Origin of the sequence: Candidatus Nitrosomarinus catalina, assembly GCF_002156965.1 — an archaeon.
Taxonomy (GTDB): Archaea; Thermoproteota; Nitrososphaeria; order Nitrososphaerales; family Nitrosopumilaceae; genus Nitrosopumilus; species Nitrosopumilus catalinensis.
This window is the reverse complement of sequence record NZ_CP021324.1, coordinates 179,050-195,606: the sequence shown is the minus strand read 5'-3', so window position 1 is coordinate 195,606 and position 16,557 is coordinate 179,050. Positions and strand designations below refer to the sequence as shown.

Here is a 16,557-nt window from a genome sequence, read left to right as displayed (position 1 = left end):
TTCAAACTATCTTCGTCTTGCAATAATTGTAATTTGTAATGCAACTATTATTCCTATAGAAGCTATAATTGGAAATAATAAGGAATTTAATTGAGATGATGCTTCTTCAATAGAATTGACAGATTCTGAAATATTATCAGTACTGTCATTGATGTTTGTACTTGCTGAAGACAAAGTATCATCAAATCCTGAAATTTCAGATTTTAAAATATTTAATTCAGTAGAAGTTTCATCCAAAATAGAATTGAGTTTACTGATTTGTTTGTTGATTCCACCAAGATTTTGACTCAAGACATGAGTTGCTCCAAAACCTTTTGAGGAAATTCCCTCATTAAAAACAGAAATTTGAAAAACATGAGTTCCTTCTTGTCTTGGAGTGTAATCAAAATAATAAACTCCAGCATATAATGTCCTAAAATAATCTTTTAAAGATAATGATGAACCATCAGGCAAATGCAGTTGAGAATTTTCAAGAAGTTCAATTGGGTCATTTCCTATATTTAGTCCATCACGAGTTGTTTGAATAAATACACGAAATGATTGGTTAATTGCACCAGTATCAGGTGCAAATACAACAGTATCAATTTGTCTTTCTATTGCAACTGAAACTAATTCTGTTGTTGATGAAAATGTAATTTCAATTTTTTTGGATAAACCATTTTGTTCTGTACTTAATACTTCGACTACATAAGTTCCATATGGAACAATAGATGAAGGTTCAGGCCAAGTTAACAATTGATGATTAAAACTACCATCAGAGTTTGTTTGTATTTGTTCAAATTTAGTAATAGATTCATCTGGTGCAAAAAGTCTTAAAATTAAATTTTCTTCTGCTAATCCATTTCCGTAAACTTGTAAAGTATGATCAGGAGAATAGACTTTACTATTTGTAGAAATTTCTAACTCTGAGAAAGAATCCTGAATTGGAATTAATAGAAATATCAAAAGAAAAGAAAGTAAAACAAAGTAATTCAATTTAATTTATTTCTAATCTACTCCTAGATATTACTTTTGAAAAATTGTGCATGACCTTAGTTGAGAGATATTTAAAAAAAGAAAAAAAGGAAAATTAGAACTAGTTATTCTTACTGTACACTTATTGTTGTACTAACTGGTGGTGATAATGCCGTTGGATTATCTACTGATTCCCATACGAATGCAGTTGCTGTGTAGCTACCGCTATCGGCTGGAATCCATGATAATGCAGGGCTGAATGATTGACCACTAGATAGTGAACCTGTAATCCATGCGAGTGAGACTGTTACACCGTCACCATCCTGAACTTGTACTAAGTATGCGAATGATTGCTCTCTATCTTGACCATTTGCTAAGTCAGCAGTTAGTTGTACTTGTTGGTCAACGCTAACAGCGTTTAAGCTGTTACCGAATGCATCAACAGTTCTCAAGTTAGCAGCTGGTGCTCTCTCGAGAGGTGGTACAACAGTACCGATTAGTGATGTGGCTGTGATATCAAGTTCATCTGCAGTAGTATATGGATCAGGTAATGTATTGTCCTCGTATTCTGCGGTGATCGTGTCACCTTCTGCTACTCTGAGTCTATGACCGGAAGAATCGTTGGTAGTAGTAAAGAATACTGTACCCTCGAAAATTCCAGTTGCCTCATTAGTTTCAGTTACGGTAAGGTCAATACCTCCGGCGTCGGAGTCAGACCAAGCGTCAACTTCAAAGTTGTCGATTGCCTCTGGGTTTAAGTTCATATCTGCGTCAATTACTCTTACAACACCTGTTCCGCTTGCTGGATAGCTGGCCTCGAGCCATTGTACTTCACCGATATTCCATCTGATAAGTGCTGAACCTACAACTGTTTCATCCTCTGAGAATTCAAAGGAGACAGTAAGTCCGTCGTTATCAGTTGTTGCAATCTTACCTTCTGTTGGACCGGAACCGGTCGTTAAGGCGGTAGGAGTGCTATCAATATCATTTGAACCGTCACCATCTGCATCGTGTGTCATACCTGCGAGTGTTACCTCACCGATAAAGATACCAGTGTCAGCTCCTGATTCAACGAGTTTGTATTGATCTAATTCGTTACCTCTAGTTGAGACCTTTATTGGGTCGTCACTAGTGTTACCAATTTCGTCAACTAAACCGCTGTCCATGTTATGGTCAGGGGCGACAATTGTGATGTAGACTTTGTCAGTCCATGTGTATACTTTTTGATCGAGTTCTATTGTTGCACCAAAGTTAGAAGTATAGATAACTAAACCTATATCCTCATCCTCTTGTCCAACATAGTCAGCTCCGGCTGGACCCCAATCAGTATATTCTAATTCGACCATTTCACCTCTATCTAGTTTCTCAGAACTTAATGTCTCTGGGATTTCAATGACTACTTGGAAGATTCCAGTAGAGTCACCTGTTTCTCGGAGTTCAGAAGGCTCTGGATCGAATGCAGCTGCGTTAGCAGTGCTATCGCCACCAGATTCGTTACCATTTAAGGTAGTAGTTGCGGCATCACTGTCCCACTCAATCAAGTTAAGTGGAGCAGAGTTTGCTGCATCATTATCGAGGTCAAAGTCTGGCTCAATTAAGGTTAAGATCATATCTGAACCAATTAAGTAGACAGATTTGTCGGATTGTAATACACCGTTTCTAAGGTCAAAAGTAGCAGAGTCAGTTACAGTTTGTGATTTACCTGAAGCATCGTTTTGGTCGGTGTATGTTGCAGTGATAATATCACCTTGTAAGATACATCCGTTACCACTTGATAATCCGGTGAATACTGATGGACATGAATTTGTTGGTCCGTCAGTAAATGTTACAGTCTGATCATACTCGAAGACACCAGAATCTGGTGAAACTTCGGTGATTGGATTTGCACCGTTACCAATTGTTGCTAAGGTAGTAGAATTAGATCCTCTTTCGATTTTAAGTACGACAGTAGTATCACTGATAGTATCTTCACCCATTGCTGATACGTTGTAGTCAGCATCGGTTACTCTAACGTGTACAGTGACATCACCTTGTGCTAAGTCAGCAGTACCTGCAGTTGCGTGTTCAAGGAATTGTGCTCCTGTAACAGAACCGTATGGAACTGGGTAGACTGTTCTATCAAAAGCAACAGAACCGGTGTTTGCATTAATGCTTGCACCATCTCCTACTTCTGTAGATTCACCAGATGAGTTTCTGAAATCTTGATAGTTGACTTCAATGTCTGTACCAGTTACTGTAATTACGCTATCGCTAGCTTGGCTACAATAATTGGTTGGGACTTGGAAGCTACCGGTAAAGATACCAGAATCAGCAGCAGTCTCTAACAATGTAAAGCCTGTTGCATGGAGACCATCGTCACCAGTTACTGCAGCATTGCAGTTACCTTCAACGTTGTCGACCCATGTTTCATCGTCATAAGTAATATCGAGAACTAAACCGGTTGCCAAGGAGGTACCGGAACCGACTACATCACCAGTTGCCTGGGTAGTGTAGACGTCAATTAGTTCAGAATCTTCATTCATATCTTGATCGTCTAAGGTTACAACAACAGTATCACCAATCTTGTAATTGTCAAGATCAAATGAAACTACACCACTGTGTGTTGGAGCTTCTACTTGATCTGCAATTTGAGTACTAACACCATCTGCACCTAGGTCAAGGTAATTGACTCTAAGTGAATCCTCGTCAGTCATGTCTTGTTCGACAATTACGTCGATATCTTGATCAATGACTTCAAGGCCTGAGTACAATGTATCACTATTAACGTTGATTTGTGTCAACATAGTGTATTCAATTGTACCGCTAAATGTTGCTGTATTATCATCAGTTTCCTCTAAGAGGAGTCTGTAGATTGCGTTATTGGTACCGTCAGAACCAAATGAGAAAACATCAGCGACGACTGGCAAAGAGACCATTGGGAAACTTGCTTCATCACCACCGTGGTTTTGTGTCATTTGTACATGTACTGTTAATTCACCAGTACTTCCATATGGTTGTGTAATCTCCACGATACCTTTTGCATCGTCACCATTATCAGTAGTACCTAGTAAGGTTGCTTCTGGTGCTGATGAACATGCAATGTAATCAGGAGTTGCATTGGCTAAACATACTCCGGTAACAGGGTTTGTACTGTTAGCGAAAGATGAAAAGTCCCATGAGAAGTATGTGTTTACAGTATCAATAGCATTTAGTTCTGTTCCTGTGTAACCAGTGTAGATAGTAAAGTTGACTCCGTTTCCTGCTGTTTCAGGAATAGTTGCATTAGTATAATATGCAATTTTACTGAATGAGGAAACAGCTTCAATATTATCACCACTTGCTGTAATTGATAGCGGACTACCAATTTGTAAGGATGGAACTAAATGTGTTCTTGTTGTATTACCACTTAGAACTATATCTTCATCAACAAGAGTGTTCTTGTTGAGATCTTGATCAATAAGTGTAACTGTCAAAGCTTCACCGGAATTCCATTCGTCACCAACAGATGCTGCATCCATTTCAATTACACCGAAGTCTTGTGCAACAATCAAAGATTGTGCTGAATCGTTGTAATCAAACATAGCAGTAGTGCCTCTTTTAGCATAGCTTGCGATGTCAAGGTTTGAATCATCGTTATCGTCGGTATTTAAGAAGATACCACTGTTCTCACCGTATTCATAGAATACTAAGTTAGCGTCAGCTGTTGCATCATCTAAAGTTGCGTCGTTAACGAGTACATTGGTTCCGACACTGTTAGCATCGTAATCAATGATTAATTTTCCATTGTCATCGAAGTAGTTATCGTAGGCTCTGTAAGTAGCAGTGGCATCTCTGTCAGTGAATGATACACTTTCAGAACCTGCTGTTACTTTGAAGATAATAATATCTTCAGCAGTTGGGTCGATGTTTAGTTGGTTATCAGTAATTGTTAGATGGACATCGGAACCTTGTGAGGCTGCGCTTCTATCTAATGTCAAACTTGCATAATCATCTAAATCGGAAGAATCGTGAGTTAATGTAACTCTCTCATCTGTTCCGGCTTGTTCATAAACAACATCAAAGGTATAATCACCACTTGTAAAGTCATACAATTGGATCATAGGCCATTGAGATTCATCGGTACCATTATCAGGTAAGGTGTTTTTCCAACCTGCAGAATCAACCAATCCAATTTGACCGATACTATATGCTGCATCAACTAATTGAGCTGCAGTAGCACCGCCAACATCTGGAAGTGATTGTTTTGCGATTGTGTTATTGAAGTTAGATAGTACTGGTGGGTTTGTGATGACACCTGTTGTTGCGTTAAGATATATGTTAACGGATTCAAAGGCTGCATCGTTAGCTCCAAGTTGTAATGGAACATCATCGATACCAAAGTCCAAGTTGTTTGTTGCGGTATCTGCTGCAGCTACTGCGGTGGAATCACCGAAGTAACCGTACCAGTTGCCGTCAACACCTTGAGCCATTCTAAGTAGATTTTCATCTACTTTAACGACTGGCTCACCTTGTTCTTCATCTGTTTCATCTTGTCCACTAAATACTACAACTTCAATGATTTGTGCACCACCGAAGGTGTTGTTGAACATTGCGTTTTCTGCGGAGACATATAATGCACCTGCGGCTGCTGCTTGCGGCATCATTGAAGGTGCTGCAATGGTCATACCACCGGCTAACATTATTGTCATTAGCGTAAGACTAGTTAATTTACGTCCTATTTCGTTATTCATGTTATTGATATTTTTCGAAAAAATTTGTATTTAAGGCTAATGGACGATTTGTCCACAAATTGACTGTTTTTTGTGATTATTTCATCTATTTTTTAGATTTTTTATAATTTCCATATAATTTGTCCCAATTTATTATAATTCATAAGAATATTTAGATCATATAACAATATTTTATAAGATTTACTAAGTATTTATGAAATATTTACAGCCTAATTTTTTGATAATAGAGTCTTGTACAGAGTAATTGCATCAGATTCATCTTTTGATCCAACAACAACTGCAGATCCCCTTTTCATAAAATTAACAGATAATTCATTTGTTCTCATAGATAAGCCCAAGTCACCTAAATTTTCAACTAAGAATCCTTTTTCTTTTGCAACAGCTGAAACACTTGCAGAATCCAAATCAAAAGTTTCAGTTGGAGTGATAGAGTAAGTTCTCTTTCCTCTGTTTCGTCCACATAATTCTTCTAAAATTAATTCTTGTTTTTCAACAACTTCTAATTTTCCAGTTCCACAAATGGGACATTCATCAGCTCTAAAAGTTCTTGTGCTGTTAAAATCTAAATTTTCTAAATCAATATGTAAAATTCTGTTTGATAGATTTGGTTTTTTTCCTGTAATTACTTTGACAGCTTCTGCAACTTCTATTCCACCCATGATGGAAAGTATTGATGGATGTACACCTTCAATACTACAAGTTGGCATTGTCTCTTCATCAAGTGCAGGAAACATGCAATAGTAACATGCAGATTCTTTTGGTAAAATTGTAAATGCTTGTCCTGATGTTCCAACTGCAGCTCCAGTTACAAAAGGAATTCCAAATTTAACACAAGCTTTGTTTAATGCATAACGTGCATTTACTGAATCAAGTGCATCAATTACAACATCACAGCCTTCAACAACTTCAAGTGCAGTGTAATCATTTACTGAAACTGTTAGTGCTTCGATGTTACATTCAGAATTTAATTTTTTTAATTTTTTTGCAGCTGCTTCAACTTTTACTTGTCCGACATCATCTTCATCAAACAATGTTTGTCTATGTAAATTAGATAATTCAATAACATCTCTATCAACAATTCTTAATGTACCGACTCCCATTGCAGTCAATCTTGTAATTATTGGATGTCCTAATCCACCAGTTCCCACAACACAAACTTTAGAATTTTTTAATTTTAGTTGACCGTTAAAACCAATTTCTTCAAGCATTACTTGACGAGAGTATCGATCCAGTTCTTTTGAAGATAAATCCTCAGAACCGCCAGCAACTGCAGGTAAAATATAGACTTCATCACCATCATTTAACGGAGTTTCCATTCCACTAGCAAATTTTGCATTTTTTCCATTAATGTAGATATTAATCAAAGAGCGTGGTGTGTTATCAGCCTCTAGTACTCTGCGCTTAAAATCATCACCTTGAATTTCTGATATTTTGATAAAAGCATCCTGTAGAGAATCTGCTGAGATTTCAGTTTTTTTCTCGCCGCCACCAGCATTTAGAACTGAAGGAATTGTAAATGTGATATTTGCCATATTATTGAACCACAGCCGAGATTTCTTTAATGTTTGGCTGATAAACAGTAGGTTTAGGCAATATTTCCATAATTGATTCAGTTGCTTTCAGACCATTTCCAGTAACATAGCAAACTACTTTGTCATTTTTATCAATCTTACCTTGTTCAACCATTTTTTGTAATACTGAAACAGATACACCACCTGCTGGTTCTGTAAATATTCCTTCAGTTTTAGCCAAAAGAAGTATTGCATCTAAAATTTCTTTATTGTTACATTCTTCTGCAAATCCATTGTATTGTTGAAGTCTTTTCAAAACATATCTACCGTCTCCAGGATCACCAATTGCTAAACTCTTAGCAACAGTGTCAGGATTTTCAACTGGAATTACTTCTTTAGAATTATTCTTAAAGGCATCAACAATAGGTGCACAGCCATGTGGTTGTGCTGCAATCATATGCATATTTGATACATCCCCAAGTAGTGAAACAGTTTGTAATTCTTCAAATCCTTTACAAATTGCATTAAGCATTGCACCACTTCCTACAGGTACAATTAATTGATCAGGTACTTGCCAATCAAGTTGTTCTGCAACTTCATATGAAAATGTTTTAGAACCTTCAACGTAATGTGAACGCATGTTAATGTTAACTACACCAATTCCTTTACTGTCACCGATTTGAGCTGCAATTCTATTTGCATCATCATAAGTTCCATCAACTGCAATGTAATTTGCACCATAGGATAATGCCTGTGCAATTTTTGCTATTTCAATATTACTTGGTGCAAATACATGACATGGTAATCCAGCTCTTGCGGCATGTGCTGCAGTTGCAGAAGCTAAATTACCAGTGGATGCACATCCAACTGCAGTTAAACCAAGTTCTTTTGCTTTTGAAATTGCAACACCAGCTGGTCTGTCTTTAAATGAGAATGTCGGATTAACAGAATCATTTTTTATGTATAAATTATTTAATCCCAATTTTTTTCCAAGATTCTCTGCTTTGACAAGAGGGGTCATTCCAGCATCAATACTTACGATATTTGATTTATTTTCAATTGGGAGTAATTCAAAATATCTCCAATACGTTTGTTCACGATTAGCAAACATATCTTTTGTTATAGTTGGAAAATCATACTTTACATCTAATGGACCAAAACAGTCATCACAAACATATTTGAAGGCAGTTTCATACTCCTTTTTACATTCCCTACATTGAAGTGAAGTTCTAGTCAAGATCAATTCTTCCTTTAATTAGATAATAAAAAATCCTAATATTAAATTAAGTATTACTTAACTTTATTCTAAATTAATATAATAAAAATATAGTATAAAATCATTATAAAATCAACATAAAAGTGAGAAAAATACGAAATTATAAGAAAAATTTAATTAAATGAAAATCAAGTAAAGTTTTTACTGATTTGTACAAAAAAGATTTTGTGAATAATAAAATAATAATTGTCATATCTGTAGTTATAACAATTGGAATAATTGTATTTAGTTTAACACAAATTGATGAAAATAAAACTTCATCTAAATTTGAAGGAACAGATGAAATTAGCAGTATGTTAAAAAAAATAGAAGAAGATAAAATTAAGAATGATGAATCAGATTCTCCCTATGTACCAGCTAAGAGAGATTGGCCGAGTTCTGGACCAATTAAGATAGATCGAAGTCAATATGTTTTAGGAGAAAAAGTTTTCATCAACTTTGATGAAATGAATGAAAATGTTAGAGGTAAATTAATAATTTCAAAAATTACTAATTTTACTCATGGACAGATATACAAAACAATAGATTTTAGAGGTGGGGAATCACAACAGAACGTGTATTTTGGAATTTATCCCTCTTTATCAAGACAATTTTGTACAGCAGATGACTTGGTGGGAAATTGGGAAGTAATCTTTGAAGGAGTTAATTTAGAAAGCATACAATTCAAAATAATAGACGAAATGATTCCTGGAATGGATTATTCATTTGAATCGGTATGCTAAATTATTTTAATTCGTGATGAAAACAAACTTTTTCGCCAGTATGACAAGCTGGACCGGATGGTTCAACCAAATAGATTATTGCATCAAAATCACAGTCAACTAAAATTTCTTTAATTTTTTGTGTATTGCCAGATTCTTCACCTTTCATCCAAAGTTTATTTCTTGAACGGCTCCAAAACCATGACTTGCCAGTTTTTTTTGCAAGTTCTAAAGATTCCTTATTAGAATAAGCCAAAGTCAAAACATCTTTTGAATTTGCATCTTGAACAATTACAGGCACAATTCCACCACTTTTTTCAAAATCAATTTCATCAATAGATTTGTTCATACCCATATCTAAAGATAATTGGTTATAATCTTACAGGTATTTTTTTATCTTTTAGAAAAGATTTGACGCCTTGAACACCATGAGAATCATAGTGAAATATTGAGGCTGCAAGTGCAGCATCAACATTTGATTTTTCAAATATTTCTACCATATCATCCGGTTTTCCACATCCGCCAGAAGCAATTACAGGAATAGAGGCGTTTTCAACAATAGATTTTGTTAACAATACATCATATCCATTTTTTGTTCCATCAGCATCAATACTAGTTAGTAAAATTTCTCCAGCACCTAATTTTTCAGCTTCTTTGGCCCAGTTAATGACATCAATTCCAGTTCCTTGTTTTCCACCATAAATGAAAACTTCAAACCAGAATTCTTTTCCATTTTCTGAAAATACATTTACATTTTCTTTAATCTCAAAATTTCTTTTTGCATCAATTGCCACTACAACACATTGTCTACCAAACAATGTCATTAATTCAGTAACAAGTACAGGAGTCTTAATTGCACTTGTATTAACTCCAACTTTATCAGCTCCATTAAGTAAAATGTTTCTTGCGTCATCAACTGATTTGACTCCACCACCAACAGTGAATGGAATATTAATTACAGAAGCAACTTTTCTAACTAATTCCTTGATTGTTTCTCGTTGTTCATTTGAAGCAGTAATATCAAGAAATACAAGCTCATCAGCACCTTCATTACTATATTTAGCAGCTAGCTCAACTGGATCACCAGCATCTTTTATGGATTCAAAATTTAGGCCTTTGACAACTCTACCATTTTTTACATCCAAACAGGGGATTATTCTTTTAGTTAAAGTCATGATAATTTTTTTGTCTCCTCAATACTAATTTTATTTTCATAAAGTGCCTTTCCTAAAATAACTCCCCAAGCATTTTTCTCTTTTACTTTAGGAATGTCATCAACATTAGAAATTCCACCGCTTGCAATCACATTTGCCTTATCCAAACTGCATGCTTCCTCTAAAAATTCCAAATCTGGTCCTTCCAAAGTACCATCACGATTAACATTTGTTAAAAGAAATTCGGTAAATCCGACACCTAAAAATTCATTCATTGAATCAATTAATGAAATATCAGTATTGCTTTGCCATCCATGTGTAACAATAATGCCATCTTTGTGATCTACGGAAATTACAAGTTTGTCTGAACCAAGTTTAATCAGTAACTTTTGTAATAATTCAGGTTCTTTGAATGCCATTGTTCCGATAACAACTCTATCTACAATTTTTAGTGCTTCAAGAATTAATGATTCAGAACGTAGTCCACCTGCTATTTCTACTGGAACAGACACTGATGAAACAATTTTTTTGATTAATTCAAAGTTAGAACCCAATCCCAAAGTAGCATCTAAATCTACTAGATGAATCATATCAGCTCCAGATTCTTCCCATTTTTTGGCAATACCAATTGGATCATCACTATAAACGGTTTTTTGGTTTGGATCACCCTTGTAGAGTCTAACTACTTGTCCATTCATTAAATCAATTGCGGGAATCACTTTCATTTTTTACACACATTAAGAAAATTCTGGATCATTATTTTTCCAACATCGCCTGATTTTTCAGGATGAAATTGAGTTCCAAAGAAATTATTTTTTTCAACAACTGCTGGAACTTTAACACCATAATCAGATTCAGCAGTAATCACATCATCAGATTTTGGTTTAGCACGATAAGAGTGAACAAAATAAACCCATGAACCATCATCTACACCTTCCAGAATGGTTCCAGATTTTTTAATTTCTAAATTATTCCATCCCATATGTGGAACTTTCATAGTAGATGGTAAAACTACTATTTCACCATCAATAACATTAAATCCTTTTTCAACTCCCTCCTCACTTTTTTCAAAAAACATTTCCATGCCCAAACATATGCCTAAAACAGGAGTATCTTCCTTTACATAATCATGAAATTTTGTTTTTGAATTTTCATTAATACTCTGTATTGCAGGATCAAAATTTCCAACTCCAGGTAATAATAATCCGGAATAAATATTGCTTTTATCAAAAGAAGTAATTACATCAACTGAGGCACCAGCTTGTTCAAGACTATTTTTAAGGCTGAAAATATTTCCAGCGCCATAATCAAAAATTGCTAAATTTACCATTACATTGAACCTTTTGTACTTGGAATTCCTTTTTGTTTTTTATCATATGATGATGCAGATCTAAATGCAACTGCAAGGGATTTGATTGCAGATTCAACTTTGTGGTGATCATTGTCTCCATACTTGACAGTAAGGTGGATACAGCTATTCAAATTTTGAAGTAGTGATTGGAAAAAGTGTTCTAAATCTTCTTTAGATACATTTTCAATTTTGCTTCGTTTAATGGATAGAGTCAATTTTGAGAAGGGTCGTTTTACAAGATCAATAGATGCTTCAGCTAAAGATTCATCCATAGGAACAGAAGCATAGCTAAATCTAGTAATTCCTTTTCTAGAACCTAGTGCTTTATCAATTGCCTGACCAATTGTTATTGCAGTATCTTCAATTAAGTGGTGTTCAATGCCATCATTAGATTTTGCATTTACTTTAAGATCCATCATACCATGTTTTCCAAATGATGTGATTAGGTGATCAACAAAATTAATTCCAGTTTTGATACTAGTATTTCCTTGTCCATCAAGATTGACAGATACAGAAATAGTAGTTTCTTTTGTACTTCGATTTACTGATGCTTTTCTTTGAGCCATGTTTGTCACAGATTATCTGATAGATTTATTCTAAATTTAATACCTTTGGTAGCAAATTAATCGAATCAAGAACTAAAATAGCCTCATTTTGTTCAAATAATTGCAATTTTTCCTCAGGATTTTTACTTGTTCCAATAATTCCACAAAAGGTTGTTTTATTACCCAAAATTGTGGCTTTTTTAGCCATAATAAAATCCTCCATAGAGTCACCAACATACAAACAGGATTTGCTATTCATACCAGTGATAGATTTTACAAGTGATTGAGGATTAGGTTTTGCAAGTTCTCTTGGTTCATCTTCTAAAAACATTGAATTTTGCAAGTCAAATTTTTCAAGCAGATTTTTTAACGAATACTTAACAGATTCTTTTCCCCTTCCAGTAACCATTGAAATTTGATTATGAAATTTATTTTCTAATTTATCAGATAAATCATTATTAAAAATTACAATATCATTTTCAATTAAACCAGATTCAGAAAATTTTGATATATTTTTAAATAATTTTAAATAAAGTTCTGGTCCATAAAATAATTGATCAAATATTTGATATAAAATATTGTCCTTGTGTGAACCAGGATAAGATAGTTGTTCAATAATTTCAGATATGTCAACCTGATTTTTTATGAAAGTCTCAACAGATTTGATTCCTGTTGAATCAGAATTTTTTATTACAAGATTAATAAATTCTGTTTGATCTTTTTTTAATTTTTTTGCAGCAACAATTGAAAGAATTGCGGCATAAGTCAAGTCAACTTCATCATTAAAACCGCCAGTGGATTTGAAACCATCAATAATTTTAAAATCTATTTGAATTGAATCACTAATTTTTGCTAAAGTTTCTAAAACATATTTTGCTGTTTTAACTATTGTTTGATCATATGAATTTGTAATATCAACTAGTACACCATCACAATCAAAAATTATACTGTCAAATTTGGTGGGATCAAATGAATCATCAACATAGATACCTTTTGATTTTTGTGTTAGAGTCATCCCAAATAATCACGAATAGCCAATAAGAATTTTGAATTCATTTCCTTTGTTCCAATTGTGACTCTAAGACATCCATCATGATTTCCTATTTTACCCAATTTTCTAATAGAAATTCCTTGTTCAGATAATGCTGAATATACTCGCTTGTAGGAGCTATGTGCATCAAATAGTACAAAATTAGCCTTGGAATCAAAGACTTCAAAGGCATCAAATTTTTGCAATGTTTCAATAATTCTTTGCCTCTCAGTTTTGATGATTTTTACTGCATTTTCCATCAAATTCACTTTTTCTAAGGCTAAAATTCCAGATTCAATTGTTATTGTACTAAGAGGGTATGGGTATTGTAAAACATTTAGAAATGCATCAGTAAATTTTTTGTTTGCAACAAAATAACCCAACCGTAGACCGGCCATTCCAAAAGACTTGGACAAGGTTCTAACTACAATTAAATTATTTTGAGTTTTAACTAAGCTAGAAAGAGAATAATCAGAAAATTCACCGTATGCTTCATCAATGATTATCATACCTTCAAAAGATTTGATTAATTTTTTAATCTCTATTTTAGAAAATTGAAAGCCAGTTGGATTATTTGGGGAATCAAGATATAGAATATCAGCGTTTTTTGATTCTTTGATGAATTCTTCAACGTCTAATTTCATTTCATTAGAAAATGGAATTCTGATTAGTGGAATTGAATATAATTTACATCGCTCCTCAAAAAAACCAAAAGTTGGATTTGATGTAAGAACTTTAGTTTGTTTTGATGCAAAGTTAGATAGAATTAAATCTAAAATTTGATCAGAACCATTTCCAATCCCAATCATAGATGAAGGTACTTTTACAAACTTGGAAATCATTTGAATTAGTCTTTCAACCCCTCCAAGAGGATATTCCCTTACATCAGAATTTTTTCTAGCTCCTGATACAATATCATTTTGAAATTGTTTTGATAAAACATAATTTTCATTTGAATCAAGTTTTAGAGAATTTTCATTTAATTCTGGTTTTTGGTATCCACCAATTGAAGAAAATTCTTTTACTTTGGAATCAAACCAGTTTTTTTTCATTGCAATCTACCTCTTACTGCCTCATAATGATTAGGTAATCCTTCTGCAGAAGTTAATGTGTCAAGGTGTTTTGAAATTTTAGACAATGAAGTTTTTGAGGCAATTACCTCTGTATTGATTTTAATAAAATCAATTACAGATAGTGAACCACGAATTTTTCCAAAGCCGTTTGTAGGAAGTATGTGATTTGAGCCTAGCAAGTAATCACTTGCAGAGGATGGAGAGTAATTACCAAGTAAAACTAATCCAGAAGAAGTGATTTTTGAGGACATTGATTTTGCAGTTTTAGTCATAATTTGTAGGTGTTCAGGAGCCAAATAATTAATTAAATTTATCATATCAGAATTATTTTTACAAACAGCAATAAATCCATTTTTAGATAAACTAGATTTTACTAAATCCTGTCTTTGAATTGTTGGCAATAATTTTGAAATTATTTGATTTACAAGTTTTGCAGTTTTTTCAGAATTTGTAATTAAATAACAAAAAGTATCACTACTATGTTCTGCTTGTGAAATTAAATCAAGCGCTATGTATTCAGGATTAGCTGAATTATCTGCAATAATTCCTAATTCAGTAGGACCCGCAAGCATATCGATTCCAGTATTGTCACTAACTAATGATTTTGCTAATGTAACAAATGCACCACCAGGTCCAACAATTTTATCAACTTTTGAAATTGATTTTGTACCAAAAGATAAAGCAGCAATTGCTTGTACACCACCAGTCTTATAGATTTCAGTAGCACCACAAATATCTGCAGCTACAATTGTTAGTGGATCAATTTTACCATTAGAATTTGGAGGAGATACAACTACTATTCTTTTAACACCAGCAACTTTTGCAGGAATAACAGACATAATCACAGAGCTAGGGTATCTTGCAAGACCACCGGGAATATAACAACCAGTACTTTGAATAGGAATAAATTTTTTTAATATTTGAACTCCATCTTGATTAATTTTTTTATTCTTGAAAATATTTTTAATTACAGATTCAGTTTTTTCAACCTTGTTTTTTGATAACTTTAATGCGGTAATTTCGTTTTTTGATACCCTAGAGTATGCATTTTTAATTTCACTCTTAGAAACTCGTAAATTAGAAATAGCTGCACCAGTAAATTTTTTTTCATATTTTTTTACTGAGGAATCACCATTTTTTTGAACATTTTTTATTATAGTTTCAACTATAGTTTTGTTTTTTTGAGCCTGTTTTGGAATGATCTTTGCAACAAATTGTTCAACATTTGTTACTTTATGGATTTTCATCAATTTTCTTCGTCGCGTTTAATTTCTTCTAGTTCTAATATTTGACGAGGTTCATGAACAACTAATCCTTGAGCAATTTTTCTCAATTTAGGAACAAGTTTGTGAAATTCTTCTTTTTTAATTACAGTATTAACTCCAAACCAACCATCTTCACTAAGAGGACTAATTGTAGGTCTCTTTAAAGAAGGCATTTGAGATAAAAGTTTTTTCAGATTTTTTTCTTCAACATTAAGATAGATGTGTAAATATTTTCTTCCATTTACTGCACCTCTCATTAGAGTAATAATATCAAAAATCTTTTCACGTTTTTTTGGATCTTTTAATGATTTTTTATTAATTATCAAATGTGCAGTGGAAGTCAATACTTCATCAACAATTTTTAATTTATTTTGTTTTAGAGTTGTTCCGGTTTCAGTTACATCCATGATTGCATCCACATCCTCTGGAGGTTTTGCTTCTGTTGCTCCAAATGATAAATGAATTTGAACATCTTTGTTATTTCCTAATCTCATCCAGGGTGTAACAATTAATGGATCTTTTTTACCATAATATTTTTGATAGGACTTTAAACTTTTGATAAATTTTGAAGCTGTTGTCAAATATTCAGAGGATATTCTTAGAGTTTTTTTCTTTTTACCATAATCAGCAATCATAGAATCAAGATTTTTGTAACTATATTTGTCAGGAAACGCAATTACAAGTCTAATTTTTCCATATTCTAAATCAAGAATAGGTTCAACGTCAGAATTTGTTTCACCAACCCAATCTTTTCCAGTTATTCCAACATCATACAATCCTTCAGAAACTAGAGTTGGTATTTCTTGTGGACGTAGCATTTTCATAGTAATTGTAGGATCGTCTAGGTAAACGCGATAAGTTCTACTTTTTCTATTTACTTTTGTCCAAGATTTCTCAAGAAGCTTGAATGTAGCATCTTCTAAACTTCCTTTAGGTATTGCAAATTTCACATCAGACATTTTCATTAGTTTTCACTTTTTAGCTATAT

Annotated in this window: 14 protein-coding genes; 1 reads left to right on the top strand and 13 read right to left on the bottom strand. The window is 33.6% G+C overall.

Annotated features, from left to right (window positions below):
* Window positions 1–6 precede the first annotated feature (6 nt).
* The 4 genes from NMSP_RS01045 to NMSP_RS01030 form a co-directional block, all read right to left on the bottom strand.
* Window positions 7–945: a methyl-accepting chemotaxis protein gene (locus tag NMSP_RS01045; RefSeq protein WP_225971295.1), complete on the bottom strand. Its 939-nt coding sequence runs from the start codon at window positions 943–945 to the stop codon at window positions 7–9.
* A 140-nt stretch (window positions 946–1,085) separates the two neighbouring features.
* The gene (locus NMSP_RS01040) at window positions 1,086–5,663 is read right to left on the bottom strand and encodes a hypothetical protein (protein WP_086907064.1); all 4,578 of its coding nucleotides are present in this window, start codon (window positions 5,661–5,663) and stop codon (window positions 1,086–1,088) included.
* A 209-nt stretch (window positions 5,664–5,872) separates the two neighbouring features.
* Window positions 5,873–7,195, bottom strand: coding sequence for a ThiF family adenylyltransferase (locus tag NMSP_RS01035; protein ID WP_086907063.1), 1,323 nt, complete (start codon window positions 7,193–7,195; stop codon window positions 5,873–5,875).
* Between the two features lies 1 nt (window position 7,196).
* Window positions 7,197–8,411, bottom strand: coding sequence for a threonine synthase (locus NMSP_RS01030; RefSeq protein ID WP_086907062.1), 1,215 nt, complete (start codon window positions 8,409–8,411; stop codon window positions 7,197–7,199).
* Between the two features lie 206 nt (window positions 8,412–8,617).
* Here NMSP_RS01030 and NMSP_RS01025 point away from each other — a divergent pair, with 206 nt between their 5' ends.
* Window positions 8,618–9,172, top strand: a complete 555-nt coding sequence (locus NMSP_RS01025; RefSeq protein ID WP_152023795.1) for a hypothetical protein — start codon at window positions 8,618–8,620, stop codon at window positions 9,170–9,172.
* A gap of 1 nt (window position 9,173) precedes the next feature.
* On the opposite strand, the gene hisI is transcribed toward NMSP_RS01025, so the two are convergent.
* Genes hisI through hisG form a run of 9 tightly spaced genes read right to left on the bottom strand, consistent with a single transcriptional unit; the run spans window position 9,174 to window position 16,528 of the window.
* On the bottom strand, window positions 9,174–9,500 hold the full coding sequence (gene hisI / locus NMSP_RS01020; RefSeq protein ID WP_086907060.1) for a phosphoribosyl-AMP cyclohydrolase: 327 nt from the start codon (window positions 9,498–9,500) through the stop codon (window positions 9,174–9,176).
* A 22-nt stretch (window positions 9,501–9,522) separates the two neighbouring features.
* Window positions 9,523–10,326 (bottom strand): imidazole glycerol phosphate synthase subunit HisF, encoded by an 804-nt coding sequence (gene hisF, locus NMSP_RS01015; RefSeq protein ID WP_086907059.1) that lies wholly within the window; start codon window positions 10,324–10,326, stop codon window positions 9,523–9,525.
* Window positions 10,323–11,030 carry a 1-(5-phosphoribosyl)-5-[(5-phosphoribosylamino)methylideneamino]imidazole-4-carboxamide isomerase gene (hisA, locus tag NMSP_RS01010; RefSeq protein WP_086907058.1) on the bottom strand — a complete coding sequence of 236 codons (708 nt, stop codon included), beginning with the start codon at window positions 11,028–11,030 and terminating at the stop codon, window positions 10,323–10,325. The genes hisF and hisA overlap by 4 nt, the downstream gene beginning before the upstream one ends.
* A complete protein-coding gene (gene hisH / locus NMSP_RS01005; RefSeq protein WP_086907057.1) occupies window positions 11,027–11,635 on the bottom strand; it encodes an imidazole glycerol phosphate synthase subunit HisH in 609 nt (202 codons plus the stop codon). The genes hisA and hisH overlap by 4 nt, the downstream gene beginning before the upstream one ends.
* The gene (locus tag NMSP_RS01000; RefSeq protein WP_086907056.1) at window positions 11,635–12,222 is read right to left on the bottom strand and encodes an imidazoleglycerol-phosphate dehydratase; all 588 of its coding nucleotides are present in this window, start codon (window positions 12,220–12,222) and stop codon (window positions 11,635–11,637) included. The genes hisH and NMSP_RS01000 overlap by 1 nt, the downstream gene beginning before the upstream one ends.
* A gap of 25 nt (window positions 12,223–12,247) precedes the next feature.
* A complete protein-coding gene (locus NMSP_RS00995) occupies window positions 12,248–13,216 on the bottom strand; it encodes an HAD-IA family hydrolase (protein ID WP_086907055.1) in 969 nt (322 codons plus the stop codon).
* Complete coding sequence (hisC, locus tag NMSP_RS00990) at window positions 13,213–14,283, bottom strand: histidinol-phosphate transaminase (RefSeq protein ID WP_086907054.1); 1,071 nt, start codon at window positions 14,281–14,283, stop codon at window positions 13,213–13,215. The genes NMSP_RS00995 and hisC overlap by 4 nt, the downstream gene beginning before the upstream one ends.
* On the bottom strand, window positions 14,280–15,551 hold the full coding sequence (hisD, locus tag NMSP_RS00985) for a histidinol dehydrogenase (protein ID WP_086907053.1): 1,272 nt from the start codon (window positions 15,549–15,551) through the stop codon (window positions 14,280–14,282). Before hisD ends, hisC begins: the two co-directional genes overlap by 4 nt.
* On the bottom strand, window positions 15,551–16,528 hold the full coding sequence (gene hisG, locus NMSP_RS00980; RefSeq protein WP_086908308.1) for an ATP phosphoribosyltransferase: 978 nt from the start codon (window positions 16,526–16,528) through the stop codon (window positions 15,551–15,553). The genes hisD and hisG overlap by 1 nt, the downstream gene beginning before the upstream one ends.
* Between the last annotated feature and the right edge of the window lie 29 nt (window positions 16,529–16,557).